Origin of the sequence: Escherichia whittamii, assembly GCF_014836715.1 — a bacterium.
Classification (GTDB): Bacteria; Pseudomonadota; Gammaproteobacteria; order Enterobacterales; family Enterobacteriaceae; genus Escherichia; species Escherichia whittamii.
Genome location: NZ_JACSQI010000001.1, coordinates 26,443 through 52,759, shown reverse-complemented (window position 1 = coordinate 52,759; position 26,317 = coordinate 26,443). Strand labels below are relative to the sequence as shown.

Below are 26,317 nucleotides of genomic sequence, written 5' to 3'. Positions count from 1 at the left end.
TGGCTGTTATGCAGGAATACACGAATCATTCCGATACCACTTTTGCACTGCGTAATATCTCCTTTCGTGTGCCAGGGCGCACGCTTTTGCATCCGCTGTCGTTAACCTTTCCTGCCGGGAAAGTGACCGGTCTGATTGGTCACAACGGTTCTGGTAAATCCACTCTGCTCAAAATGCTTGGCCGTCATCAGCCACCGTCGGAAGGCGAAATTCTTCTTGATGCCCAGCCGCTGGAAAGCTGGAGCAGCAAAGCGTTTGCCCGCAAAGTGGCTTATTTGCCGCAGCAGCTTCCTCCGGCAGAAGGGATGACCGTGCGTGAACTGGTGGCGATTGGTCGTTACCCGTGGCACGGCGCGCTGGGGCGCTTTGGCTCGGCAGATCGCGAAAAGGTTGAAGAGGCGATTTCGCTGGTAGGCTTAAAACCGCTGGCACATCGTCTGGTTGATAGTCTCTCTGGCGGCGAACGTCAGCGGGCGTGGATCGCCATGCTGGTGGCGCAGGATAGCCGTTGCCTGCTGCTGGACGAACCGACCTCGGCGCTGGATATCGCGCACCAGGTTGACGTGCTGGCGCTGGTGCATCGTTTAAGTCAGGAACGTGGTCTGACGGTCGTTGCCGTACTGCACGATATCAATATGGCAGCGCGCTACTGTGATTATCTGGTCGCCCTGCGCGGCGGTGAAATGATTGCTCAGGGAACGCCAGCGGAAATTATGCGCGGCGAAACCCTCGAAATGATTTATGGCATCCCGATGGGTATTTTGCCGCATCCGGCGGGTGCTGCACCTGTGAGTTTTGTTTATTGATGAGCGGCTTACCTCTTATTTCGCGCCGCCGACTGTTAACGGCGATGGCGCTTTCTCCGTTGTTATGGCAGATGAATACCGCCCGCGCGGCGGCTATTGATCCAAATCGTATTGTGGCGCTCGAGTGGTTGCCGGTGGAATTACTACTGGCGCTCGGCATCGTACCTTACGGTGTGGCAGACACCATTAACTATCGCCTGTGGGTCAGCGAACCACCATTGCCGGATTCGGTGATTGACGTTGGTTTGCGCACAGAACCTAATCTCGAACTGCTGACCGAAATGAAACCGTCGTTTATGGTCTGGTCGGCGGGATATGGCCCTTCGCCAGAAATGCTGGCACGCATTGCGCCGGGGCGCGGGTTTAATTTCAGCGACGGCAAACAGCCGCTGGTGGTAGCGCGTAAGTCGCTGACGGAAATGGCAGATTTACTTAACCTGCAAAACGCGGCAGAAACGCATTTAGCGCACTATGAAGACTTTATCCGCAGCATGAAACCCCGCTTTGTGAAGCGTGGGGCGCGTCCGTTATTACTGACGACGCTTATCGATCCGCGCCATATGCTGGTCTTCGGTCCAAACAGCCTGTTCCAGGAAATTCTCGATGAATACGGCATTCCAAATGCCTGGCAGGGAGAAACCAATTTCTGGGGCAGTACCGCCGTTAGTATCGATCGTCTGGCAGCGTATAAAGACGTTGATGTGCTCTGTTTTGATCACGACAACAGCAAGGAGATGAACGCGCTAATGGCAACGCCGCTGTGGCAGGCCATGCCGTTTGTCCGTGCAGGACGTTTTCAACGTGTTCCGGCGGTCTGGTTTTATGGCGCGACGCTTTCGGCAATGCACTTTGTGCGTATTCTGGATAACGCCATCGGAGGTAAAGCGTGAGTAAACGAATTGCGCTTTTTCCAGCGTTATTGCTGGCGCTGCTGGTGATTGCTGCTGCGGCGCTCACCTGGATGAACTTCTCGCAGGCGCTGCCGCGTAGCCAGTGGGCGCAGGCCATCTGGTCGCCGGATATCGATGTCATCGAGCAGATGATTTTTCACTACAGCTTGCTGCCGCGTCTGGCGATTTCGCTGCTGGTGGGCGCGGGTCTGGGGCTGGTGGGCGTGCTGTTTCAGCAAGTGCTGCGTAACCCGCTGGCGGAGCCGACCACGCTGGGCGTCGCAACAGGTGCGCAACTGGGGATTACCGTCACTACGCTTTGGGCGATCCCCGGCGCGATGGCGAGCCAGTTTGCTGCACTGGCGGGGGCTTGTGTCGTTGGCTTAATCGTCTTTGGCGTCGCGTGGGGCAAGCGGCTTTCGCCGGTGACGCTGATCCTCGCGGGTCTGGTGGTGAGCCTTTATTGCGGGGCAATCAATCAGTTACTGGTTATCTTCCATCATGACCAGTTGCAAAGCATGTTCCTGTGGAGCACCGGAACGCTGACGCAAACCGACTGGGGCGACGTTGAGCGTTTATGGCCGCAACTGCTGGGTGGCGTGATGCTGACGTTGCTGCTACTTCGCCCATTAACCTTGTTGGGGCTTGATGATGGCGTGGCGCGCAATCTGGGGCTGGCCTTGTCGCTGGCACGTCTGGCGGCGCTGTCGCTGGCGATTGTCATCAGTGCGCTGCTGGTGAATGCGGTAGGGATTATCGGCTTTATCGGGTTGTTCGCGCCACTGCTGGCGAAAATGCTGGGCGCACGGCGTCTGCTGCCACGACTGCTGCTGGCGTCGCTGATTGGCGCGCTGATCCTCTGGCTTTCCGATCAGATTATCCTCTGGCTAACCCGTGTGTGGATGGAAGTTTCCACCGGTTCGGTCACAGCGTTGATTGGTGCGCCGCTGCTGCTGTGGCTGCTGCCGCGTTTACGCAGCATTAGCGCGCCGGATATGAAAGTCAATGATCGGGTGGCGATTGAACGGCAACATGTGCTGGCATTCGCCCTCGCGGGCGGCGTGCTGCTGTTGATTGCTGTGGTGGTGGCGTTGTCGTTTGGTCGCGATGCACATGGCTGGACGTGGGCGAGTGGGGCGTTGCTCGAGGATTTAATGCCCTGGCGCTGGCCGCGAATTATGGCGGCGCTGTTTGCGGGCGTAATGCTGGCGGTAGCGGGCTGCATTATTCAGCGGCTGACCGGAAACCCGATGGCAAGCCCGGAAGTGTTGGGGATTAGCTCCGGCGCGGCGTTTGGCGTGGTGTTGATGCTGTTTCTGGTGCCGGGTAATGCCTTTGGTTGGCTGCTGCCTGCGGGAAGCCTCGGTGCGGCGGTGACCTTGTTAATCATTATGATCGCCGCCGGACGCGGTGGATTTTCTCCGCACCGGATGCTGCTGGCAGGGATGGCGTTAAGCACTGCTTTCACCATGCTGCTGATGATGTTGCAGGCAAGCGGCGATCCGCGAATGGCGACGGTGCTGACCTGGATTTCCGGTTCGACCTATAACGCAACCGACGCGCAGGTCTGGCGCACGGGGATTGTGATGGTGATTCTGCTGGCGATTACCCCGCTGTGCCGCCGCTGGCTGACCATTTTACCGTTGGGTGGTGATACCGCACGAGCCGTGGGAATGGCGCTGACGCCGACGCGAATTGCGTTGCTGTTGTTGGCAGCCTGTCTGACAGCGACCGCGACGATGACCATTGGACCGTTGAGTTTTGTTGGTTTAATGGCACCGCATATTGCGCGGATGATGGGCTTTCGACGGACGATGCCGCACATTGTGATTTCGGCGCTGGTGGGGGGATTGTTGCTGGTGTTCGCTGACTGGTGTGGGCGGATGGTGCTGTTTCCATTCCAGATCCCGGCGGGGCTGCTGTCGACGTTTATCGGCGCGCCGTATTTTATCTATTTGCTGAGAAAGCAGAGCCGTTGATTTACCCATATAACAGCCCTGAACCGTAGGTCGGATACGGCGTTTACGCCGCATCCGAAAAACAATGCCCGATGCGACGCTGGCGCGTCTTATCGGGCCTACAAACGGCCCTGAACCGTAGGTCGGATACGGCGTTCACGCCGCATCCGACAAACAATGCCCGATGCGACGCTGGCGCGTCTTATCGGGCCTACAAACGGCTCTTAACCGTAGGTCGGATACGGCGTTTACGCCGCATACGACAAACAACGCCCGATGCGACGCTGGCGCGCCTTATCGGGCCTACAAACGGCCCTTAACCGTAGGTCGGATAAGGTGTTTACGCCGCATCCGACAAACAATGCCCGATGCGACGCTGGCGCGTCTTATCGGGCCTACAAACGGCCCTTAACCGTAGGTCGGATACGGCGTTTACGCCGCATCCGACAAACAAGGTTGGATCACAACTTCGCAAATACCCGACGCGCCGCATCGATGGTGTTATTGATATCTTCCATGCTGTGCGCCACAGACATAAAGCCTGCTTCAAACGCCGATGGTGCCAGGTAAACACCCTCATCCAGCATCATATGGAAGAAGCGCTTAAAGCGTTCCACGTCACAGGCCATCACATCCTGATAGCACGTCACGGACTCGGCGTCGGTAAAGAAAATACCGAACATGCCGCCAACGTGGTTAACGACCAGCGGAATTCCCGCTTCTTCTGCAGCTTCCAGCAAGCCTTCTGCCAGACGCGTCGTCAGCTCATCCAGCGTCTCGTGAACGCCCGGCTGCGCGACTTCATTCAGACAGGCGTAACCGGCGGCCATCGCAATTGGGTTACCGGAAAGCGTACCCGCCTGGTACACCGGACCGGTCGGGGCCAGCGCATTCATCACATCACGACGACCGCCGAAGGCACCTACCGGCATTCCACCGCCGATGATTTTGCCAAGGCAGGTGAGATCTGGCACTACGCCGTAATAATCCTGCGCCCCCGCCAGAGCAACGCGGAAGCCCGTCATCACTTCATCAATGATTAGCAACGCGCCAAATTCGTCACACAGCGCGCGCAGCCCCGGCAGGAACTCTGGCAGCGGCGGAACACAGTTCATATTGCCCGCTACCGGTTCGACGATAATACAGGCAATCTCTTGCGGGTACTGTTCGAACGCGGCGCGTACAGACGCCAGATCGTTATAAGTACAGGTTAATGTATGTTTGGCGAAATCTGCCGGAACACCCGGTGAGTTTGGCTGACCTAAAGTGAGCGCGCCAGAACCGGCTTTCACCAGCAGGCAGTCGGCGTGACCGTGGTAGCACCCTTCGAATTTAATGATCTTGTCACGGCCAGTAAAACCACGGGCCAGGCGGATGGCGCTCATTGTCGCTTCGGTGCCGGAGTTCACCATGCGTACCATATCCATCGTTGGCACGAGTTCGGTCACCAGCTCCGCCATTTTCACTTCCATTTCGGTCGGCGCACCAAAGCTTAAACCGCGCTCGGCGGCTTCAATGACGGCATTGCGGATTGCTGGATGGTTATGGCCCAGCACCATCGGCCCCCAGGAACCGACATAATCGATATACGCTTTTCCATCAACATCATACAGATAAGCGCCGTCCGCTTTTTCGATAAACAGTGGAGTGCCGCCCACACCGGTAAAGGCGCGAACAGGGGAGTTCACACCGCCAGGGATCAGCTCGCGCGCTGCGCTGTAAAGGTTTTCAGACTTACTCATGGAGGGTTCCTGATTCGTAGAAAAAGTGAATGGCTGCTATTCTAGGTTATTCATAACAAGTTAAATACTGGTCAACACTAAGTTGCTTTTACTGCTGCAACGTTGACTTCGTAGAGTATAAAAGTTTTGTGTATTCGAAACATTACGCTTTGCAAAGGATTTTCATGGAGTGTGCGAGTAAAATGCCGTCATCTTATTTGTATGACCAATATGTGATCATTGGATGAAAACTGAAACTCCTTCTTATGAAATACCGCAGGCCGCGCGTCTGCGACGCAGACAACTGATTCGTCAACTTCTTGAGCGCGACAAAACGCCATTAGCCATTTTGTTTATGGCTGCTGTCGTTGGCACCCTTGTCGGGCTGGCTGCAGTTGCTTTTGACAAAGGCGTCGCCTGGTTACACAACCAACGAATGGGCGCGCTGGTACATACCGCTGATAATTACCCACTTCTGTTAACCGTCGCTTTTCTCTGTTCGGCGGTGCTGGCAATGTTCGGCTACTTTCTGGTGCGTAAATACGCGCCAGAAGCAGGTGGTTCGGGGATCCCGGAAATTGAAGGGGCGCTGGAAGATCAGCGTCCTGTCCGCTGGTGGCGTGTATTGCCGGTGAAATTCTTTGGTGGTCTGGGGACGCTGGGCGGAGGCATGGTGCTGGGGCGCGAAGGGCCAACCGTGCAGATCGGCGGTAACATTGGCCGTATGGTGCTTGATATTTTCCGCATGAAAGGTGATGAAGCTCGCCATACGTTGCTGGCAACTGGTGCAGCGGCAGGTCTGGCGGCGGCCTTTAACGCACCGCTCGCGGGCATTCTTTTTATTATCGAAGAGATGCGTCCGCAATTTCGCTATACGCTAATTTCGATTAAAGCGGTATTTATTGGCGTCATTATGTCGACCATTATGTACCGAATATTTAATCACGAAGTCGCGTTGATTGACGTGGGTAAGCTTTCTGACGCGCCTCTAAATACGCTTTGGCTTTATCTGATCCTCGGCATTATTTTTGGTATCTTCGGCCCCATTTTTAATAAATGGGTGCTGGGGATGCAGGATTTACTGCACCGTGTGCACGGTGGCAATATCACTAAATGGGTGCTGATGGGCGGTGCAATTGGCGGCCTGTGCGGCTTGCTGGGTTTCGTTGCGCCAGAAACGTCGGGCGGCGGTTTTAACCTGATTCCTATCGCCACTGCGGGGAATTTCAGCATGGGAATGCTGATTTTTATTTTTGTCGCTCGAGTGATCACTACGCTGCTCTGCTTCTCTTCCGGTGCGCCGGGCGGTATTTTCGCCCCGATGCTGGCGCTCGGTACGGTTTTGGGAACGGCGTTTGGCATGGTCGCTACGGAGATATTTCCGCAATACCACCTTGAAGCAGGGACATTTGCTATTGCTGGAATGGGGGCGTTACTGGCAGCCTCTGTTCGTGCGCCGCTGACCGGGATCGTCCTGGTACTGGAGATGACAGATAACTATCAGCTCATTTTGCCAATGATTATTACCGGTCTTGGCGCAACACTATTAGCACAATTTACTGGTGGAAAACCGTTATACTCGGCGATTCTTGCCCGCACGCTGGCAAAACAGGAAGCGGAGCAGCTGGCGCGAAGCAAGGCCGTGGCTGCCAGCGAGAATACTTGAACGAAATACCAGGGTATTAGATAATGGCAGTTATTATTGGGTTAGAATTTGCCCAATTGCCGATGTCGTTTGGAGCAAAATATGAGTGATGACGTAGCACTGCCGCTGGAGTTTACCGACGCAGCAGCCAACAAAGTTAAGAGCCTGATCGCTGACGAAGATAACCCGAATCTGAAATTACGCGTGTATATCACCGGTGGCGGTTGCAGCGGCTTCCAGTATGGTTTCACCTTTGATGATCAGGTGAACGAAGGCGATATGACCATTGAAAAACAGGGCGTTGGCCTGGTGGTTGACCCGATGAGCCTGCAATATCTGGTTGGTGGCTCCGTTGATTATACTGAAGGACTGGAAGGTTCGCGTTTCATCGTGACCAACCCGAACGCGAAAAGCACCTGCGGTTGCGGTTCTTCCTTCAGCATCTAATCTGCTGTTAATGTGCCGGATAAACTATCCGGCACATCTTCTCTCTTTAACGCCCATTCTCATCCAGCGCAAACGTCGGCAGTTTAAGATGCCAACGGATAGCCGCCAGACGAATCAATAGCGTTACCACCATCCCCATCATACTGGCCGTTTCTAACGGGACGGAAAACGTATAATAAGCCGTAGCGTGGACAATACCGCCGATAATACAGGCTGTTGCGTAGATTTCTGTACGTAAAATCATCGGGATTTCGCGCGCCAGCACATCGCGAATGATCCCGCCGCCAACGCCCGTAATAACGCCCATACATACTGCAATCAATGGACCCGCATCCGCATTAAAGGCTTTGTTGACGCCAATGCCAACGAACACTGCCAGACCAACGGCATCCAGCACCGGCAGCATCCATTTGGGTAAGCGTCTTGGCTGGCGTACCAGAACGATAGTCAGCATACTGGTCACCATTGCGACGACCAGATCGGTGGGATCTTTCACCCAAAATACCGGGCCGTGATCCAGCGCCATGTCGCGAATTGTCCCGCCACCTACTGCGGTAACCACGCCCAGAACCAGGACGCCAAAAGGGTCCATACGCAATTTTCCGGCCAGCAAAACGCCGGAGATGGCAAATACCGCTGTACCGACTATATCCAGCCAATAGACGAGCATTGTTCAATCCCCACTGAGCACCTGAAAGGTCAGGCGCTAATCCACCTGCGAAAGCGCATTACAGAGTTGTTGTGCAGCGAGGATAATACGTGGGCTTGCGCGTTCAAACCAGTCACTCGTGAGGGGAATAACGGGAATTTTGAGTTGTTCGCCCCAGTATTGCTTTATTTTAGGAATTTTATCCGCTCCGCCAGTGATGACAATGGCCTGTGGCGCGCGTGCTAATACCTGTTCACGGCTAACCTGCGGCCAGGGAACTTGACTGTCTTTAAAGATGTTTTCTCCACCGCAAACTTCCAGTACCTGGTTCTGAATCGACTCTTTTCCGCTGGTGAACGGCGGATTAATGCCGAATTGTAAGAAAACACGTTTTTTAGGTTTATCGGCGAATTTAGCTTTGAGTTGCGCATACTGTTCCAGCAAGGTTTGCGCGGCTTTCTCGGCCTTGTCAGGTTGCGGGCTCCACGGGGCCAGTTGACGTAACGTATCGGCAATTTGTTCAATGCTTGTCGCATCGACCCACATGACTTTTATTCCCAGCGAAGCAAGCTGGTCAACCTGCCGTTCGGCGTTACCCCCTCGCCAGGCTACGACAAGATCGGGCTTTAGAGCCACAATGCGCTCCAGATTCATCCCTTGCCAGGTGGAAACCTGCTCAATTTTCTGTGCTTCTGGCGGATAGTCGGAATAACTGCTGACTCCTACCGGCGTGATCCCTGCGGCAAACGCGAGTTCGGTGTTAGCGGGGGAGAGTGTGATTACACGCGGCGCGGCGTTGAGCCACAGTGGCGCAAGAAAAGACAGGGCGACCAGCGCCCTGAATAGTGACTTAGCCATGAGCCAGTTTCTGCACCAGTGACTCAACCATCAGGCTGGACTGTTTGGCTGCAACGGCCAGGAACTCGTCAAAGCTAAGGTGAGACTGTTGATCGGCGACATCAGAGATAGCGCGCACCACCACAAACGGGACGTTAAAATTGTGGCAAACGTGAGCGATAGCCGTCGCTTCCATTTCTACTGCAATGGCCTGCGGGAAATTGTGGCGGATTTTCGCCAGACCAACAGAGCCGTTGATGAAAGCGTCGCCGCTAACAATCAGGCCACGTACAGCGTTAAGATTCAGTTCGGCAATGCAGGACTCGGCGGCAGCGATCAGTTTATCGTCTGCTTTGAAGCCTGCCGGGCAGCCAGGCAGTTGACCGTATTCATAGCCAAACGCCGTGACATCCGCATCGTGATAACGTGCTTCGTCCGAGACAACGATATCGCCCACTTTCAGCGTTGGCGCCAGGCCACCCGCGGAACCGGTGTTAATGATCACATCTGGCTTGCAGTGTTCCAGCAGCAGAGTTGCGCCCAGCGCCACTGCGACTTTACCAATGCCTGATTTCAGAAGCGCAACCTCGGTTCCATTCAGTTGGCCGGTATAGATTTCGCAACCGCCCAGGCTGATAGTTTGACGGTTTTCGATTTTGTCACGCAGCAGCGTAACTTCTTCTTCCATTGCACCAATGATGCCGATTTTCATAGATTTACTCGCGATAAGCTCGATTTGAAGGCATAGTTTATCATGCGCTTGAGGGGAAGCGTATTTCTCACGCGGGAGAGGACATGGCACAGATTGATTTCCGAAATAAAATAAACTGGCATCGTCGTTATCGTTCACCGCAGGGCGTTAAAACTGAACATGAGATCCTGCGGATCTTCGAGAGCGACCGCGGGCGTATTATCAACTCCCCGGCGATTCGCCGTCTGCAACAAAAAACCCAGGTCTTCCCACTTGAGCGCAATGCCGCCGTGCGCACGCGTCTTACCCATTCTATGGAAGTTCAGCAGGTGGGGCGTTATATCGCTAAAGAGATTTTGAGCCGCCTGAAAGAGCTTAAATTGCTGGTGGTTTACGGTCTGGACGAGTTGACCGGGCCGTTTGAAAGCATTGTCGAAATGTCGTGTCTGATGCATGACATAGGAAATCCGCCGTTTGGTCATTTTGGCGAAGCGGCGATTAATGACTGGTTTCGCCAGCGTTTATACCCGGCAGATGCCGAAAGCCAGCCTCTGACCGACGATCGCTGTAGCGTGGCAGTGTTGCGATTGAGGGAGGGGGAGGAGTCGCTCAACGATCTGCGGCGAAAAATTCGTCAGGACTTATGTCATTTTGAGGGTAATGCACAAGGTATTCGTCTGGTGCATACATTGATGCGGATGAATCTTACCTGGGCTCAGGTTGGCGGTATTTTAAAATATACCCGTCCGGCGTGGTGGCGTGGTGAAACGCCTGAGACTCACGACTATTTAATGAAAAAGCCGGGCTACTACCTTTCTGAAGAATTCTATATTGCGCGTTTACGTAAAGAACTTAATTTAGCGCTTTACAGTCGCTTTCCATTAACGTGGATTATGGAAGCTGCCGACGATATATCTTATTGTGTGGCCGACCTTGAAGATGCGGTGGAAAAAAGAATATTTACCGTTGAACAACTTTATCATCATCTGCATGAAGCGTGGGGCCAGCACGAGAACGGTTCGCTGTTTGCGCAGGTGGTAGAAAATGCCTGGGAAAAATCGCGCTCAAATAGCTTAAGTCGTAGTACGGAAGATCAGTTTTTTATGTATTTACGCGTAAATACCTTAAATAAACTGGTGCCGTATGCGGCACAACGATTTATTGATAACTTACCTGAAATTTTTGCCGGAACCTTTAATCATGCACTGTTAGAAGATGCCAGTGAATGTAGCCAGTTGCTGAAATTATATAAAAATGTCGCTGTAAAACATGTGTTTAGCCATCCAGATGTCGAGCAGCTTGAATTGCAGGGCTACCGAGTGATTAGCGGTTTATTAGAGATTTATCGACCGTTGTTAAACATGTCGTTATCAGACTTCATCGAACTTGTTGAAAAAGAACGTGTGAAACGTTTCCCCATTGAAACGCGTTTATTCCATAAGCTCTCAACGCGCCATCGGTTGGCCTATGTTGAGGCTGTCAGTAAATTACCGTCAGATTCTCCTGAGTTTCCGCTATGGGAATATTATTACCGCTGCCGGCTGTTACAGGATTATATCAGCGGTATGACAGACCTTTATGCGTGGGACGAATACCGACGTCTGATGGCCGTAGAACAATAACCAGGCTTTTGTAAAGACGGACAATAAATTTTTACTTTTTGCAGAAACTTTAGTTCGGAACTTCGCGCTATAAAACGAATCTGAAGAACACAGCAATTTTGCGTTATCTGTTAATCGAGACTGAAATACATGAAAAAAACCACATTAGCACTGAGTGCACTGGCTCTGAGTTTAGGTTTGGCGTTATCTCCGCTCTCTGCAACGGCGGCTGAGACTTCTTCGGCAACGACAGCCCAGCAGATGCCAAGCCTTGCACCGATGCTCGAAAAGGTGATGCCTTCAGTGGTCAGCATTAACGTAGAAGGTAGCACAACCGTTAATACGCCGCGTATGCCGCGTAATTTCCAGCAGTTCTTTGGTGATGATTCCCCGTTCTGCCAGGAAGGTTCTCCGTTCCTGAGCTCTCCGTTCTGTCAGGGCGGTGGACAAGGTGGTAACGGCGGTGGCCAGCAACAAAAATTCATGGCGCTGGGTTCTGGCGTCATCATTGATGCCGATAAAGGCTATGTCGTGACTAACAACCACGTTGTCGATAACGCGACGGTCATTAAAGTTCAACTGAGCGATGGCCGTAAGTTCGACGCGAAGATGGTCGGCAAAGATCCGCGCTCTGATATCGCGCTGATCCAGATCCAGAATCCGAAAAACCTGACTGCGATTAAGATGGCGGATTCCGATGCGCTGCGCGTGGGTGATTACACCGTCGCTATCGGTAACCCGTTTGGTCTGGGCGAGACGGTAACTTCCGGTATCGTCTCTGCACTGGGCCGTAGCGGTCTGAACGCCGAAAACTACGAAAACTTCATCCAGACGGATGCAGCAATCAACCGGGGTAACTCTGGTGGTGCGCTGGTTAACCTGAACGGTGAACTGATCGGTATTAACACCGCGATCCTTGCACCAGACGGCGGTAACATCGGTATCGGTTTTGCTATCCCGAGCAACATGGTGAAAAACCTGACCTCGCAGATGGTGGAATACGGCCAGGTGAAACGCGGTGAGCTGGGCATTATGGGGACCGAGCTGAACTCTGAACTGGCGAAAGCGATGAAAGTTGACGCCCAGCGTGGCGCTTTCGTAAGCCAGGTTCTGCCGAATTCCTCCGCTGCAAAAGCGGGCATTAAAGCGGGTGATGTGATCACCTCACTGAACGGTAAGCCGATCAGCAGCTTTGCCGCGTTGCGTGCTCAGGTGGGTACTATGCCAGTGGGCAGCAAACTGACCCTGGGCTTGCTGCGCGATGGTAAGCAGGTCAACGTGAATCTGGAACTGCAGCAGAGCAGCCAGAATCAAGTTGATTCCAGCTCTATCTTCAACGGCATTGAAGGCGCTGAAATGAGCAATAAAGGCAAAGATCAGGGCGTGGTCGTGAACAACGTGAAAACCGGCACTCCGGCTGCGCAGATTGGCCTGAAAAAAGGTGATGTGATTATTGGCGCGAACCAGCAGGCAGTGAAAAACATCGCTGAACTGCGTAAAGTTCTCGACAGCAAGCCGTCAGTGCTGGCGCTGAACATTCAGCGCGGTGATAGCACCATCTACCTGTTAATGCAGTAATCTCCCTCAACCCCTTCCTGCAAACGGGAAGGGGTTCTCTTTTCAATTTGTGACCCCCTCCACAACTCCATATTTCTCCGTCGTCCTTTGTGCATTTGCACAATGCCGTGCGTTGCTTACTTCCTTATGCTAAACCGTGCATAACGGAGGGCTTATGGCTGGCTGGCATCTTGATACCAAAATGGCGCAGGATATCGTGGCGCGCACCATGCGCATCATCGATACCAATATCAACGTAATGGATGCTCGCGGGCGAATTATCGGCAGCGGCGATCGTGAGCGTATTGGTGAATTGCACGAAGGTGCACTACTGGTACTATCGCAGGGGCGGGTGGTCGATATCGATGATGCGGTGGCGCGCCATCTGCATGGTGTACGTCAGGGGATTAACCTGCCGTTACGGCTGGAAGGCGAGATTGTCGGCGTTATTGGCCTGACCGGTGAACCGGAGCATTTGCGCAAATATGGCGAACTGGTCTGTATGACGGCGGAGATGATGCTGGAACAGTCGCGGTTGATGCACCTGCTGGCGCAGGATAGCCGACTGCGTGAAGAGTTAGTCATGCATCTGATTCAGGCTGAAGAAAATACGCCAGCGTTAACCGAATGGGCGCAACGACTGGGCATCGATCTCAATCAACCCCGCGTGGTGGCCATTGTTGAGGTCGACAGCGGCCAGCTTGGCGTGGACAGCGCGATGGCAGAACTACAGCAACTGCAAAATGCACTCACCACGCCGGAACGCAATAATCTGGTGGCGATAGTCTCGCTAACTGAAATGGTGGTGCTGAAACCGGCGTTGAATACGTTTGGGCGCTGGGATGCGGAAGACCATCGTAAGCGAGTAGAGCAACTTATTACTCGTATGAAGGAGTATGGCCAGCTGCGTTTTCGCGTGTCACTGGGCAATTATTTTACTGGTGCTGGCAGTATTGCGCGTTCTTATCGTACGGCGAAAACAACGATGATGGTAGGCAAGCAGCGGATGCCAGAAAATCGCTGCTATTTTTATCAGGATCTGATGCTGCCAGTATTACTCGACAGCTTACGTGGCGACTGGCAAGCCAACGAACTGGCTCGTCCTCTGGCACGGCTAAAAGCGATGGATAATAATGGCTTGTTGCGACGGACGCTGGCAGCGTGGTTTCGCCATAATGTGCAACCGCTGGCAACGTCAAAGGCGCTGTTTATCCATCGTAATACGCTGGAGTATAGGCTTAATCGTATATCAGAACTGACCGGGCTGGATTTGGGCAATTTTGATGACAGGTTGCTGCTGTATGTGGCGCTGCAACTGGATGAAGAGCGGTAGGTTATGCGTTAAGGTCGAAGCGGCGCTGGCTTGGTCCCCTCACCCTCTTCCCGAAGGGGAGAGGGGACTGCCCGAGCTAACCGTCAATTCGGGATTATTTACGCGTCAGTTTTTCCAGATCCGCTTCAATCTCGCTGATCTTATTGGTCACTACTGACTCCAGATGACGTAAATCGTCGAGGATCTTGCGTTTAAGATCAACTTCGCTGCGGTCACGCTGGCAGATTTGATCAAGCTCATCAATGATATAACGCAGATTCGGGCTGATCTCCTGCACTTCTTTATAACCCTGACCCACACCATCGGCGACCACTGTTTTACGCTGACGCGGATATTTAAACTTCACGCTCTTAGCGAAAAACTCGCCTTTGTCTTTCTGAAAATAGATTTTCAGAATATCGTTGTTGGCTTCCTGCCGGAGGCTGTAACGATCAATTTCTTCAGGATTGGTAATACCCAGACTTTTCAGATTGTCGTACATAGCGTTACCTCAAAATGAGTCAGTAAATTGTGCTTATCTTAGCATTTGGCCTGGCCCGCCCGGCTCGACTGTGATCGCAGAAAGCCTTTTTCTTCCAGACTTCTATCATGGCGTAAAATTTAAAAAATTACCTGCTTTATTCTGGCGATAGAATTTTACACAAGCTCCAGTAGCGTCACTTCCGGGCGGCAGTTGAGCCGCAAGCCATACAAACTTCCCACGCCGCGGGTTGTGTAGATTTGTCGCTCGCCAAACGCGTTTAACCCGGCGACGTAGCGTTTATCTTCAACCGGTGCAAAAGGTTCGCCAACCAACGGAATACGCAACTGACCGCCGTGAGTGTGACCACACAGCATCAAATCCCACGTTTCATCACGCATGACTTCTTTACTGTCGGGATTATGCGCCAGCACCAGCCTGGGCATGTTGGCTTCATTTGCGCGCGGTGGTTTACATTGTCCGGCCCATAAATCACCGGTGCCTACCAGTTCAAATCGCCGCTTTCGAGTGGTAATTACCGTGGCTTCGTTAAACAACACCGTGATCCCCGCCGATTTCAGCGCCTCGCCAATGAAGCGATTCTTCTGCGTGCCGACGGGCCGATCGTGGTTGCCGAAACAGGCAAACGTCGGCGCACATTCGGCGAGGGGGGAGAGTACGTCACTGAACGCCGAAAAATTCAGCGGCATATCAAATAAGACGTAATCGCCACCCAGCAAAATCAAATCAGGCTTTTGCGCTATGCCAAGAGTAATGGCTTCAGAAATTAAGGTGAGTGGCACGAAACGAGAGTAATGGAGATCGGCAAGAAAAAGAATTTTGAAGGGGCGGTCTTTATCCTTAAAAAAGGAGATGCGTTGCCGGGTTAATTCAAGCCAGCCGGGTTCCCAATAATGTATATAGCTAAAGCATGATCCGACGGCTAACGTTGCGGCGGCAGCCTGTAAAAAACGCCTGCGTGTGATCATCATCCATCCCTGCAAAAAAACTGGGCAGCATCGTGCTGCCCGTTTGCATACTTTTAGTCGATGGTACGCAGCAGTTCGTTAATACCGACTTTGCCGCGAGTTTTCGCGTCAACTTTCTTAACGATAACTGCACAATAAAGGCTGTATTTGCCATCTTTCGACGGCAGGTTGCCGGAAACAACCACAGAACCTGCCGGTACGCGACCGTAGTGGATTTCGCCGGTTTCACGGTCGTAAATACGGGTGCTCTGACCAATGTATACGCCCATGGAAATGACGGAACCTTCTTCGACAATCACGCCCTCAACGACTTCAGAACGTGCGCCGATGAAGCAGTTATCTTCAATAATGGTCGGGTTAGCCTGCAGCGGTTCCAGCACGCCACCAATGCCTACACCACCAGACAGGTGGACGTTTTTACCAATCTGCGCACAGGAACCAACAGTCGCCCAAGTATCAACCATTGTACCTTCATCAACGTATGCGCCAATGTTGACGTAAGACGGCATCAGCACGGTGTTACGGGCGATAAATGCACCCTGACGCACTGCTGCTGGTGGTACAACGCGGAAACCTTCTTTCTGGAAACGCGCTTCATCGTAGTTAGCGAATTTCATCGGCACTTTATCGAAGTAGCGGCTTTCTGCCCCTTCGATCACCTGATTATCATTAATACGGAAAGAGAGCAGCACCGCTTTTTTCAACCACTGATGCGTCACCCATTGACCGTTGATTTTTTCCGCAACACGCAGTGCACCGGAATCAAGCAGGGCGATCACCTGATTTACCGCTTCGCGGGTAACGGTGTCTGCATTAGCTGGCGTGATCTCGGCACGGCGTTCAAAAGCGGTTTCAATAATGTTCTGTAACTGCTGCATTGTTAAACTCTTTTCATATCAGTAAACACATCACCCTTTATCGTTTGGATTGAGGGCCTCTGTCAACCGCTGATGCACTTCCTGCTGCAACTCGTTATTAAGTGCACGTCGGTCGGCGGTGGCGATTATGAATAAATCTTCTACTCGCTCGCCAATGGTTGTAATTCGGGCGCCATGAAGCGAAATTCCCAGATCGGCAAAAATTTTCCCCACTCTCGCCAGTAAGCCTGGCTGATCAAGCGCAATCAATTCGAGGAATGATTTTCGGTCGGTATGGGTCGGCAAAAATGTCACTTCGGTTTCAACAGTAAAGTGACGTAGTTTGGCCGGTTGACGACGCGGCTGCGGTGGCTGCCAGCTGCTTTGTGTCAGCACCTGCTCCAGCCCAAAACGAATGACTTCATGACGATCTGCGGATAGCGGGCTGCCATCCGGCTCCAGCACAATGAAGGTATCCATCGCCATACCGTCGCGGGTCGTGAAAATTTGCGCGTCATGAACGCTTAAATTGCGGCGGTCTAATTCGGCACACACGGCAGCAAACAGATAGGGGCGGTCAGGGCTCCAGATAAATATCTCCGTTCCGCCGCGTGTAGCTTGCGGACTAAGCAATACCAGCGGCTTGCTTAAATCATGCTGTAATAAATGGCGCGCATGCCAGGCCAGTTGATTTGGGCTATGGCGGACAAAATAGTTAGCGCGGCAGCGTGACCAAATCTGATGCAGCGCCTCTTCGTCGATATTGTCCATACGCAGTAGCGCCAGTGCCTGAAGCTGGTGATGGCGAACCCGTTCGCGCATATCCGGTGTGTTTTGCATCCCGCGTCGTAGCTGTTTTTCGGTGGCGAAATAGAGTTCGCGCAACAGACTTTGCTTCCAGCTATTCCACAGCGTTTCGTTGGTGGCGCAAATATCGGCCACTGTCAGGCATACCAGATAACGCAGCCGGGTTTCCGTTTGCACTTCTTCGGCAAATTGTTTGATGACTTCCGGGTCCTGAATATCGCGGCGCTGGGCGGTGACCGACATCAACAAGTGCTGGCGAACCAGCCAGGCTACGAGTTGCGTTTCGCGCGAGTTCAGCTCGTGGAGTTCAGCAAAATGCACCACGTCTTGTGCGCCGAGTATAGAGTGGTCGCCGCCGCGCCCTTTGGCGATATCGTGAAACAGTGCGGCGATAAAGATAAGCTCAGGTGACGGCAATCGCGGCCAGACATCCACGCACAACGGATGGCGCTGGCGCGTTTCTTCACTGGCAAAACTCTCCAGTTTCAACATCACGCGAATAGTATGTTCATCCACCGTGTAGGCGTGGAACAGGTCAAACTGCATCTGCCCGACGATATGCGACCATTGCGGCATATAGGCACCGAGCACGCTATGGCGATGCATCGGTAACAGTCCACGACGCACCGAACCTGGGTGGCGCAGAATGCTCAAAAATAGCTTTCGCGCTTGCGGAATATTGCACAGTGGTTGTTGCAGATGGCGACGGGCATGACGTAACTGGCGCAGCGTGGTGGAGTATATACCGGTGATCGTGCTATTGCGCACCATCGTATAGAACATGCGTAATATCGCTTCTGGCTGGCGCATAAACAGCGTTTCATCGCGCAGATCGATAAGCGTGCCGCGTAGCTGAAATTCATCGTCGATTGGTCGCGGTTTTTCGTCGGCAGGGAGGGCGAGGATAGCCTCGTCGAACAGTTGCAATAACATATGGTTAAGTTCGCTAACGCGGCGCGTAACGCGAAAATAATCCTTCATCATCTGTTCAACTGGCTCGTTACCTTCGCCACCGTAATTCAGGCGTTGGGCAACACTAAGCTGGCGATCAAATAACAGGCGATTATCGTAACGGTTGACCACCAAATGCAGGGCAAAGCGAATTCGCCAGAGAATATGCAAACACTCATTTAATTCTGCACGTTCCGCAGACGTTAAGAAGCCAAATCCGACCATTTCATCCAGTGATGTTGCGCCAAAATGGCGGCGGGCAACCCACTGCAAGGTGTGGATATCACGCAAGCCGCCGGGGCTACTTTTGATGTCTGGTTCAAGATTGTAGCTGGTGCCGTGATAACGCTGGTGGCGCTGGTTTTGTTCTTCAACTTTCGCCGCGTAAAATTTATCTGACGGCCAGAATCCTTCGCTGAAAATATGCTTTTGCAGTTCGAGAAATAGCGCAACATCGCCAATTAACAAGCGGGACTCGATCAGGTTGGTGGCGACGGTTAAATCTGATAACCCTTCCAGCATGCACTCTTCAAGCGTGCGCACGCTATGGCCGACTTCCAGCTTCACATCCCAGAGTAACGTTAACAACTCGCCCACTTTTTGCGCCTGCTCGTCCGGAAGTTTCTTGCGACTTAAGATCAGTAAATCGACGTCTGAAAGCGGATGCAGCTCGCCGCGACCATAGCCACCGACGGCGACCAGTGCCAGATCGGCAATCTGGCTGAATCCCGCTTCAATCCATAACCGTTGCAGGAGTTGGTCGATAAACTCAGTGCGCGCTTCAATTAATTGCTCTGCGGAGATCCCGCTATCAAAGGCATCGCCCAGCCAACGCTGGAAGGTATCGATATGGGCTTTTATCCCGCACACGGTTAATTCGTCACGGGGCCAGACGCCCGGGTTTTGCGGTTGACCGGGAAGGGTGGGGAGAGCGGTGTTTGCGTACTGTTCTGGAAGGGTATTCATCGTGCGCCACCCATAAGATTAAATTATCACATAAAAAAAGCCGGCATTCGCCGGCTCCAGATTGTTGACTAAGTGCGCTTTATTCATGCCGGATGCGGCGTGAACACCTTATCCGGCCTACAACTCCTTGCAAATGGAGAGGTTGGTCTGAAAAGCGTAGCGCATCAGGCATTTTTGCGTTTGTCTTAATCTTATTCGTCGTGCGAGATTATCGCCGGGATGGTGTCATCCTTGCGTAACGTCAGAATTTCGCAGCCGTTATCAGTCACCACAATAGTATGCTCGTATTGCGCAGACAAGCTGCGATCTTTGGTTTTTACCGTCCAGCCATCTTTCATGGTGCGGATCTCTTTTTTACCCGCGTTGACCATTGGCTCGATAGTGAAGGTCATCCCTGGTTTCAGCACGACGTTGGTTTCAGGGGAGTCATAGTGCAGTACTTGCGGTTCTTCATGGAAGCCGCGACCAATACCATGTCCGCAATATTCGCGAACGACAGAGAAGCCTTCTGCCTCGACAAATTTCTGAATCGCTGCACCGATTTCGCGCAGATTGATGCCTGGTTTCACCATACGCAGCGCCAGGTACAGGCTCTCTTGCGTAATGCGGCACAGGCGTTCGCCCATGATGGTTGGCTTACCGACGATAAACATTTTCGAGGTGTCGCCGTGGAAACCGTCTTTAATTACGGTGACGTCAATGTTAACGATATCGCCGTCTTTCAGCAGTTTGGCGTCGTCCGGAATACCGTGGCACACCACTTCATTAATAGAGATGCAAACGGATTTCGGGTAACCGTGATAGCCGAGGCAGGCAGAAACCGCGTGTTGTTGATTAACAATGTAATCATTACAGATGCGATCCAGCTCGCCGGTGCTGACGCCCGGTTTAACATACGGTTCGATCATCTCCAGCACTTCGGCAGCCAGGCGGCCAGCGACGCGCATTTTTTCGATATCTTCAGGGGTCTTGATTGAGATAGCCATTAATTCTGTCCATCAGCGTCGGTGATACCGACAATATATATGTAAGTGCTGTCAATGGTATCACACCCGGGCAAATTGAGAATCATTCTGAATTTCGCCAAACGTGCCACTGAACGTTTTCTATAATAGAAAATTCATCGTCTGATGCTGTACACAGCGCCAACAATTATTGGAGTCCACGGCGTATTTGTGGTATAAAGCGCGCCGGACTTCCGATCCATTTCGTATACACAGACTGGACGGAAGCGACAATCTCACTTTGTGTAACAACACACACGTATCGGCACATATTCCGGGGTGCCCTTTGGGGTCGGTAATATGGGATACGTGGAGGCATAACCCCAACTTTTATATAGAGGTTTTAATCATGGCAACTGTTTCCATGCGCGACATGCTCAAGGCTGGTGTTCACTTTGGTCACCAGACCCGTTACTGGAACCCGAAAATGAAGCCGTTCATCTTCGGTGCGCGTAACAAAGTTCACATCATCAACCTTGAGAAAACTGTACCGATGTTCAACGAAGCTCTGGCTGAACTGAACAAGATTGCTTCTCGCAAAGGTAAAATCCTTTTCGTTGGTACTAAACGCGCTGCAAGCGAAGCGGTGAAAGACGCTGCTCTGAGCTGCGACCAGTTCTTCGTGAACCATCGCTGGCTGGGCGGTATGCTGACTAACTGGAAAACCGTTCGTCAGTCCATCAAACGTCTGAAAGACCTGGAAACTCAGTCTCAGGACGGTACTTTCGAAAAGCTGACCAAGAAAGAAGCGCTGATGCGCACTCGTGAGCTGGAGAAACTGGAAAACAGCCTGGGCGGTATCAAAGACATGGGCGGTCTGCCGGACGCTCTGTTTGTAATCGATGCTGACCACGAACACATTGCTATCAAAGAAGCAAACAACCTGGGTATTCCGGTATTTGCTATCGTTGATACCAACTCTGATCCGGACGGTGTTGACTTCGTTATCCCGGGTAACGACGACGCAATCCGTGCTGTGACCCTGTACCTGGGCGCTGTTGCTGCAACCGTACGTGAAGGCCGTTCTCAGGATCTGGCTTCCCAGGCGGAAGAAAGCTTCGTAGAAGCTGAGTAATAAGGCTTGATAACTCCCCCAAAATAGTTCGAGTTGCAGAAAGGCGGCAAGCTCGAGAATTCCCGGGAGCTTACATCAGTAAGTGGCCGGGATGAGCGAGCGAAGATAACGCATCTGCGGCGCGAAATATGAAGGGGGGAGAGCCCTTATAGACCAGGTAGTACACGTTTGGTTAGGGGGCCTGCATATGGCCCCCTTTTTCACTTTTATATCTGTGCGGTTTAATGCCGGGCAGATCACATCTCCGAGGATTTTAGAATGGCTGAAATTACCGCATCCCTGGTAAAAGAGCTGCGTGAGCGTACTGGCGCAGGCATGATGGATTGCAAAAAAGCACTGACTGAAGCTAACGGCGACATCGAGCTGGCAATCGAAAACATGCGTAAGTCCGGTGCTATTAAAGCAGCGAAAAAAGCAGGCAACGTTGCTGCTGACGGCGTGATCAAAACCAAAATCGACGGCAACTACGGCATCATTCTGGAAGTTAACTGCCAGACTGACTTCGTAGCGAAAGACGCTGGTTTCCAGGCGTTTGCAGACAAAGTTCTGGACGCAGCTGTAGCTGGCAAAATCACTGACGTTGAAGTTCTGAAAGCACAGTTCGAAGAAGAACGTGTAGCGCTGGTAGCGAAAATTGGTGAAAACATCAACATTCGCCGCGTTGCTGCGCTGGAAGGCGACGTTCTGGGTTCTTATCAGCACGGTGCGCGTATCGGCGTTCTGGTTGCTGCTAAAGGCGCTGACGAAGAGCTGGTTAAACACATCGCTATGCACGTTGCTGCAAGCAAACCAGAATTCATCAAACCAGAAGACGTATCCGCTGAAGTGGTAGAGAAAGAATACCAGGTACAGCTGGACATCGCGATGCAGTCTGGTAAGCCGAAAGAAATCGCAGAGAAAATGGTTGAAGGCCGCATGAAGAAATTCACCGGCGAAGTTTCTCTGACCGGTCAACCGTTCGTTATGGAACCAGCAAAAACTGTTGGTCAGCTGCTGAAAGAGCATAACGCTGAAGTGACTGGCTTCATCCGCTTCGAAGTGGGTGAAGGCATCGAGAAAGTTGAGACTGACTTTGCAGCAGAAGTTGCTGCGATGTCCAAGCAGTCTTAATTATCGAAAAGGAGCCGCCTGAGGGCGGCTTCTTTTTGCGCCCATCTTGTAAATTCAGCTAACCCTTATGGGGCTGCGCTGAAAAGCGACGTACAATGTCGCTGGTATTAATTCATTTCAATCGTTGACAGTCTCAGGAAAGAAACATGGCTACCAATGCAAAACCCGTCTATAAACGCATTCTGCTTAAGTTGAGTGGCGAAGCTCTGCAGGGCACTGAAGGCTTCGGTATTGATGCAAGCATACTGGATCGCATGGCTCAGGAAATCAAAGAACTGGTTGAACTGGGTATTCAGGTTGGTGTGGTGATTGGTGGGGGTAACCTGTTCCGTGGCGCTGGTCTGGCGAAAGCGGGTATGAACCGCGTTGTGGGCGACCACATGGGGATGCTGGCTACCGTAATGAACGGTCTGGCAATGCGTGATGCACTGCACCGCGCCTATGTGAACGCTCGTCTGATGTCCGCTATTCCATTGAATGGCGTGTGCGACAGCTACAGCTGGGCAGAAGCTATCAGTCTGTTGCGCAACAACCGTGTGGTGATCCTCTCCGCCGGTACTGGTAATCCATTCTTTACCACTGACTCCGCAGCTTGCCTGCGTGGTATCGAAATTGAAGCCGATGTGGTGCTGAAAGCGACCAAAGTTGACGGCGTGTTTACCGCTGACCCGGCGAAAGATCCAACTGCAACTATGTACGAGCAGCTGACCTACAGTGAAGTTCTGGAAAAAGAGCTGAAAGTAATGGACCTGGCGGCCTTCACGCTGGCTCGTGACCACAAATTACCGATTCGTGTTTTCAACATGAATAAACCGGGGGCGCTGCGCCGTGTGGTAATGGGTGAAAAAGAAGGGACTTTAATCACGGAATAATTCCCGTGATGGATAAATAAGGGTAAGATTCCGCATAAGTATCGCGGGGGCGTAAGTCTGGTTATAAGGCGTTATTGTTGCAGGCAGTTTGGTCACGGCCAGCGCGCAGCAACCGGAGCGTACATAAGTACGTGAGGATGGCGAGCACTGCCCGGGGCCAAAATGGCAAATAAAATAGCCTAATAATCCAGACGATTACCCGTAATATGTTTAATCAGGGCTATACTTAGCACACTTCCACTGTGTGTAACTGTCTGGTCTGACTGAGACAAGTTTTCAAGGATTCGTAACGTGATTAGCGATATCAGAAAAGATGCTGAAGTACGCATGGACAAATGCGTTGAAGCGTTCAAAACCCAAATCAGCAAAATACGCACGGGTCGTGCTTCTCCCAGCCTGCTGGATGGCATTGTCGTGGAATATTACGGCACGCCAACGCCGCTGCGTCAGCTGGCAAGCGTAACGGTAGAAGATTCCCGTACTCTGAAAATCAACGTGTTTGACCGTTCAATGTCTCCGGCCGTTGAAAAAGCGATTATGGCGTCCGATCTCGGCCTGAACCCGAACTCAGCAGGTAGCGACATCCGTGTTCCGCTGCCGCCGTTGACGGAAGAACGTCGTAAAGATCTGACCAAAATCGTTCGTGGTGAAGCTGAACAGGCGCGTGTTGCAGTACGTAACGTGCGTCGTGACGCGAACGACAAAGTGAAAGCACTGTTGAAAGAAAAAGAGATCAGCGAAGACGACGATCGCCGTTCTCAGGACGATGTACAGAAACTGACTGATGCTGCAATCAAGAAAATTGAAGCGGCGCTGGCAGATAAAGAAGCAGAACTGATGCAGTTCTGATTTCTTGAACGACAAAAAACGCCGCTCAGTAGATCCTTGCGGATCGGCTGGCGGCGTTTTGCTTTTTATTTTGTCTCAACTCTGGATGTTTCATGAAGCAACTCACCATTCTGGGCTCGACCGGCTCGATTGGTTGCAGCACGCTGGACGTGGTGCGCCATAATCCCGAACACTTCCGCGTAGTTGCGCTGGTGGCAGGCAAAAATGTCACTCGCATGGTAGAACAGTGCCTGGAGTTCTCTCCCCGTTATGCCGTTATGGACGATGAAGCGAGTGCGAAACTTCTTAAAACGATGCTACAGCAACAGGGTAGCCGCACCGAAGTCTTAAGCGGGCAACAAGCTGCCAGCGATATGGCTGCGCTTGAAGAAGTTGATCAGGTGATGGCGGCGATTGTCGGCGCTGCTGGCCTGTTACCGACCCTTGCCGCGATCCGAGCCGGTAAAACCATCCTGCTGGCAAACAAAGAATCACTGGTCACCTGCGGACGTCTGTTTATGGACGCTGTAAAGCAGAGCAAAGCACAGTTATTACCGGTCGATAGCGAACACAACGCCATTTTTCAGAGTTTACCGCAACCTATCCAGCATAATCTGGGATACGCTGACCTTGAGCAAAATGGTGTGGTGTCCATTTTACTTACCGGGTCTGGTGGTCCGTTCCGTGAGACGCCCCTGCGTGATTTGGCAGCAATGACGCCCGATCAAGCATGCCGTCATCCGAACTGGTCGATGGGACGTAAAATTTCCGTCGATTCGGCTACCATGATGAACAAAGGTCTGGAATACATTGAAGCGCGCTGGTTGTTTAACGCCAGCGCCAGCCAGATGGAAGTGCTGATTCACCCGCAGTCAGTGATTCACTCGATGGTGCGTTATCAGGATGGCAGCGTTCTGGCGCAACTGGGGGAACCCGACATGCGTACGCCAATTGCCCACACCATGGCATGGCCGAATCGCGTGAACTCTGGCGTGAAGCCGCTCGATTTTTGCAAACTGAGCGCGTTGACATTTGCTGCACCGGATTATGATCGCTATCCATGCCTTAAACTGGCGATGGAGGCATTCGAACAAGGCCAGGCAGCGACGACCGCATTGAACGCTGCAAACGAAATCACCGTTGCAGCCTTTCTTGCGCAACAAATCCGCTTTACGGATATCGCCGCGTTGAATTTATCCGTGCTGGAAAAAATGGATATGCGCGAACCACAATGTGTGGACGATGTGTTGTCTGTCGATGCCAATGCGCGTGAGGTCGCCAGAAAAGAGGTGATGCGTCTCGCAAGCTGAGGATAATCCAGCTACAGAGAGTCGTGCTATTTGTTAGCGTAGGGCTTCAGTGATATAGTCTGCGCCATCTGATCGTAAGTAGTTGGCTTTATAAGGTCAGATATGCCGTGGTTTCACACGGCTTTTTTTTGTATAGGCTTCAGTATTCCTGAGTACCGTAAACCCTGTCAGGGAATAAAAAACGCGTGATGTTGTCTGCTACTCAACCACTTAGCGAAAAATTGCCAGCGCATGGCTGTCGCCATGTTGCGATCATTATGGACGGCAATGGTCGCTGGGCAAAAAAGCAAGGGAAGATTCGTGCCTTTGGGCATAAAGCCGGGGCAAAATCCGTCCGCCGGGCTGTCTCTTTTGCGGCCAACAACGGTATTGAGGCGTTAACGCTGTATGCCTTTAGTAGTGAAAACTGGAACCGACCAGCGCAGGAAGTCAGTGCGTTAATGGAACTGTTTGTGTGGGCGCTTGATAGCGAAGTAAAAAGCCTGCACCGACATAACGTGCGTCTGCGTATTATTGGCGATACCAGTCGCTTTAACTCGCGTTTGCAAGAACGTATTCGTAAATCTGAAGCGTTAACTGCCGGGAATACCGGTCTGACGCTGAATATTGCGGCGAACTACGGTGGACGTTGGGATATTGTCCAGGGAGTCAGGCAACTGGCTGAAAAGGTGCAGCAAGGAAACCTGCAACCGGATCAGATAGATGAAGAGATGCTTAACCAGCATGTCTGTATGCATGAACTGGCCCCTGTAGATTTAGTAATTAGGACTGGGGGGGAGCATCGCATTAGTAACTTTTTGCTTTGGCAAATTGCCTATGCCGAACTTTACTTTACAGATGTTCTTTGGCCCGATTTCGATGAACAAGACTTTGAAGGGGCGCTAAATGCCTTTGCTAATCGAGAGCGTCGTTTCGGCGGCACCGAGCCCGGTGATGAAACAGCCTGATGGGGG

25 protein-coding genes are annotated in these 26,317 nt (G+C 52.3%); 16 read left to right on the top strand and 9 right to left on the bottom strand.

Annotation, left to right across the window (positions count from 1 at the left end; translation table 11 throughout):
• The first annotated feature begins 8 nt into the window (after nucleotides 1-8).
• From fhuC to fhuB, 3 genes are read left to right on the top strand one after another with little or no spacing between them, the layout of a single operon-like run.
• Nucleotides 9-806 carry a Fe3+-hydroxamate ABC transporter ATP-binding protein FhuC gene (fhuC, locus tag H9644_RS00255; protein WP_191772614.1) on the top strand — a complete coding sequence of 266 codons (798 nt, stop codon included), beginning with the start codon at nucleotides 9-11 and terminating at the stop codon, nucleotides 804-806.
• Nucleotides 806-1,696 (top strand): Fe(3+)-hydroxamate ABC transporter substrate-binding protein FhuD, encoded by an 891-nt coding sequence (gene fhuD / locus H9644_RS00250; RefSeq protein ID WP_191772612.1) that lies wholly within the window; start codon nucleotides 806-808, stop codon nucleotides 1,694-1,696. The genes fhuC and fhuD overlap by 1 nt, the downstream gene beginning before the upstream one ends.
• Entirely contained in the window at nucleotides 1,693-3,675 is a 1,983-nt protein-coding gene (gene fhuB, locus H9644_RS00245; protein WP_191772610.1) for a Fe(3+)-hydroxamate ABC transporter permease FhuB, read from the top strand. The genes fhuD and fhuB overlap by 4 nt, the downstream gene beginning before the upstream one ends.
• A 440-nt stretch (nucleotides 3,676-4,115) precedes the next feature.
• On the opposite strand, the gene hemL is transcribed toward fhuB, so the two are convergent.
• Entirely contained in the window at nucleotides 4,116-5,396 is a 1,281-nt protein-coding gene (hemL, locus tag H9644_RS00240) for a glutamate-1-semialdehyde 2,1-aminomutase (RefSeq protein WP_105289227.1), read from the bottom strand.
• 164 nt (nucleotides 5,397-5,560) lie between these two features.
• Between hemL and H9644_RS21455 the strand changes: the two genes are divergently transcribed.
• Genes H9644_RS21455 through erpA form a run of 4 tightly spaced genes read left to right on the top strand, consistent with a single transcriptional unit; the run spans nucleotide 5,561 to nucleotide 7,467 of the window.
• A complete protein-coding gene (locus H9644_RS21455) occupies nucleotides 5,561-5,623 on the top strand; it encodes a hypothetical protein (protein ID WP_214251109.1) in 63 nt (20 codons plus the stop codon).
• Nucleotides 5,620-7,041 (top strand): H(+)/Cl(-) exchange transporter ClcA, encoded by a 1,422-nt coding sequence (gene clcA, locus H9644_RS00235; RefSeq protein WP_064525036.1) that lies wholly within the window; start codon nucleotides 5,620-5,622, stop codon nucleotides 7,039-7,041. The genes H9644_RS21455 and clcA overlap by 4 nt, the downstream gene beginning before the upstream one ends.
• Nucleotides 7,042-7,064: 23 nt before the next feature.
• Entirely contained in the window at nucleotides 7,065-7,130 is a 66-nt protein-coding gene (gene yadW / locus H9644_RS00230; protein ID WP_122998795.1) for a small protein YadW, read from the top strand.
• Nucleotides 7,123-7,467: an iron-sulfur cluster insertion protein ErpA gene (gene erpA / locus H9644_RS00225; RefSeq protein ID WP_001295564.1), complete on the top strand. Its 345-nt coding sequence runs from the start codon at nucleotides 7,123-7,125 to the stop codon at nucleotides 7,465-7,467. Before yadW ends, erpA begins: the two co-directional genes overlap by 8 nt.
• 46 nt (nucleotides 7,468-7,513) lie before the next feature.
• On the opposite strand, the gene H9644_RS00220 is transcribed toward erpA, so the two are convergent.
• Genes H9644_RS00220 through mtnN form a run of 3 tightly spaced genes read right to left on the bottom strand, consistent with a single transcriptional unit; the run spans nucleotide 7,514 to nucleotide 9,665 of the window.
• Nucleotides 7,514-8,137 carry a TRIC cation channel family protein gene (locus tag H9644_RS00220; RefSeq protein WP_064525034.1) on the bottom strand — a complete coding sequence of 208 codons (624 nt, stop codon included), beginning with the start codon at nucleotides 8,135-8,137 and terminating at the stop codon, nucleotides 7,514-7,516.
• A gap of 36 nt (nucleotides 8,138-8,173) precedes the next feature.
• Nucleotides 8,174-8,974 carry a vitamin B12 ABC transporter substrate-binding protein BtuF gene (gene btuF, locus H9644_RS00215; protein WP_191772608.1) on the bottom strand — a complete coding sequence of 267 codons (801 nt, stop codon included), beginning with the start codon at nucleotides 8,972-8,974 and terminating at the stop codon, nucleotides 8,174-8,176.
• On the bottom strand, nucleotides 8,967-9,665 hold the full coding sequence (mtnN, locus tag H9644_RS00210; RefSeq protein WP_191772607.1) for a 5'-methylthioadenosine/S-adenosylhomocysteine nucleosidase: 699 nt from the start codon (nucleotides 9,663-9,665) through the stop codon (nucleotides 8,967-8,969). Before mtnN ends, btuF begins: the two co-directional genes overlap by 8 nt.
• 83 nt (nucleotides 9,666-9,748) lie before the next feature.
• Here mtnN and dgt point away from each other — a divergent pair, with 83 nt between their 5' ends.
• The 3 genes from dgt to cdaR all read left to right on the top strand — a co-directional run bounded on the left by dgt (nucleotide 9,749) and on the right by cdaR (nucleotide 14,135).
• On the top strand, nucleotides 9,749-11,266 hold the full coding sequence (dgt, locus tag H9644_RS00205) for a dGTPase (protein ID WP_191772605.1): 1,518 nt from the start codon (nucleotides 9,749-9,751) through the stop codon (nucleotides 11,264-11,266).
• Nucleotides 11,267-11,395: 129 nt separating this feature from the next.
• Nucleotides 11,396-12,823: a serine endoprotease DegP gene (gene degP, locus H9644_RS00200; RefSeq protein ID WP_064525021.1), complete on the top strand. Its 1,428-nt coding sequence runs from the start codon at nucleotides 11,396-11,398 to the stop codon at nucleotides 12,821-12,823.
• A 154-nt stretch (nucleotides 12,824-12,977) separates the two neighbouring features.
• Entirely contained in the window at nucleotides 12,978-14,135 is a 1,158-nt protein-coding gene (cdaR, locus tag H9644_RS00195) for a DNA-binding transcriptional regulator CdaR (RefSeq protein ID WP_064525018.1), read from the top strand.
• 94 nt (nucleotides 14,136-14,229) lie between these two features.
• On the opposite strand, the gene H9644_RS00190 is transcribed toward cdaR, so the two are convergent.
• From H9644_RS00190 to map, 5 genes are all read right to left on the bottom strand, one after another.
• Nucleotides 14,230-14,616 carry a DUF3461 family protein gene (locus tag H9644_RS00190; RefSeq protein WP_000272188.1) on the bottom strand — a complete coding sequence of 129 codons (387 nt, stop codon included), beginning with the start codon at nucleotides 14,614-14,616 and terminating at the stop codon, nucleotides 14,230-14,232.
• Between the two features lie 155 nt (nucleotides 14,617-14,771).
• Entirely contained in the window at nucleotides 14,772-15,584 is an 813-nt protein-coding gene (gene yaeI, locus H9644_RS00185) for a phosphodiesterase YaeI (protein WP_064525014.1), read from the bottom strand.
• A 53-nt stretch (nucleotides 15,585-15,637) separates the two neighbouring features.
• Nucleotides 15,638-16,462, bottom strand: a complete 825-nt coding sequence (gene dapD / locus H9644_RS00180; RefSeq protein ID WP_064525011.1) for a 2,3,4,5-tetrahydropyridine-2,6-dicarboxylate N-succinyltransferase — start codon at nucleotides 16,460-16,462, stop codon at nucleotides 15,638-15,640.
• Nucleotides 16,463-16,492: 30 nt separating this feature from the next.
• Nucleotides 16,493-19,165: a bifunctional uridylyltransferase/uridylyl-removing protein GlnD gene (gene glnD / locus H9644_RS00175; RefSeq protein WP_191772603.1), complete on the bottom strand. Its 2,673-nt coding sequence runs from the start codon at nucleotides 19,163-19,165 to the stop codon at nucleotides 16,493-16,495.
• A gap of 191 nt (nucleotides 19,166-19,356) precedes the next feature.
• Nucleotides 19,357-20,151, bottom strand: a complete 795-nt coding sequence (gene map / locus H9644_RS00170; protein WP_001018205.1) for a type I methionyl aminopeptidase — start codon at nucleotides 20,149-20,151, stop codon at nucleotides 19,357-19,359.
• Nucleotides 20,152-20,518: 367 nt separating this feature from the next.
• Between map and rpsB the strand changes: the two genes are divergently transcribed.
• The 6 genes from rpsB (at nucleotide 20,519) to ispU (ending at nucleotide 26,311) form a co-directional block, all read left to right on the top strand.
• Nucleotides 20,519-21,244 carry a 30S ribosomal protein S2 gene (rpsB, locus tag H9644_RS00165; RefSeq protein WP_000246884.1) on the top strand — a complete coding sequence of 242 codons (726 nt, stop codon included), beginning with the start codon at nucleotides 20,519-20,521 and terminating at the stop codon, nucleotides 21,242-21,244.
• 258 nt (nucleotides 21,245-21,502) lie between these two features.
• Nucleotides 21,503-22,354 carry a translation elongation factor Ts gene (gene tsf, locus H9644_RS00160; RefSeq protein ID WP_000818112.1) on the top strand — a complete coding sequence of 284 codons (852 nt, stop codon included), beginning with the start codon at nucleotides 21,503-21,505 and terminating at the stop codon, nucleotides 22,352-22,354.
• Between the two features lie 146 nt (nucleotides 22,355-22,500).
• Nucleotides 22,501-23,226, top strand: a complete 726-nt coding sequence (pyrH, locus tag H9644_RS00155; protein WP_000224573.1) for a UMP kinase — start codon at nucleotides 22,501-22,503, stop codon at nucleotides 23,224-23,226.
• A gap of 291 nt (nucleotides 23,227-23,517) precedes the next feature.
• Nucleotides 23,518-24,075, top strand: coding sequence for a ribosome recycling factor (gene frr, locus H9644_RS00150; protein ID WP_000622419.1), 558 nt, complete (start codon nucleotides 23,518-23,520; stop codon nucleotides 24,073-24,075).
• Between the two features lie 92 nt (nucleotides 24,076-24,167).
• Nucleotides 24,168-25,364, top strand: coding sequence for a 1-deoxy-D-xylulose-5-phosphate reductoisomerase (gene ispC / locus H9644_RS00145; protein WP_064525002.1), 1,197 nt, complete (start codon nucleotides 24,168-24,170; stop codon nucleotides 25,362-25,364).
• 188 nt (nucleotides 25,365-25,552) lie between these two features.
• Entirely contained in the window at nucleotides 25,553-26,311 is a 759-nt protein-coding gene (gene ispU / locus H9644_RS00140; protein ID WP_001295562.1) for a (2E,6E)-farnesyl-diphosphate-specific ditrans,polycis-undecaprenyl-diphosphate synthase, read from the top strand.
• The last annotated feature ends 6 nt before the right edge of the window (nucleotides 26,312-26,317 follow it).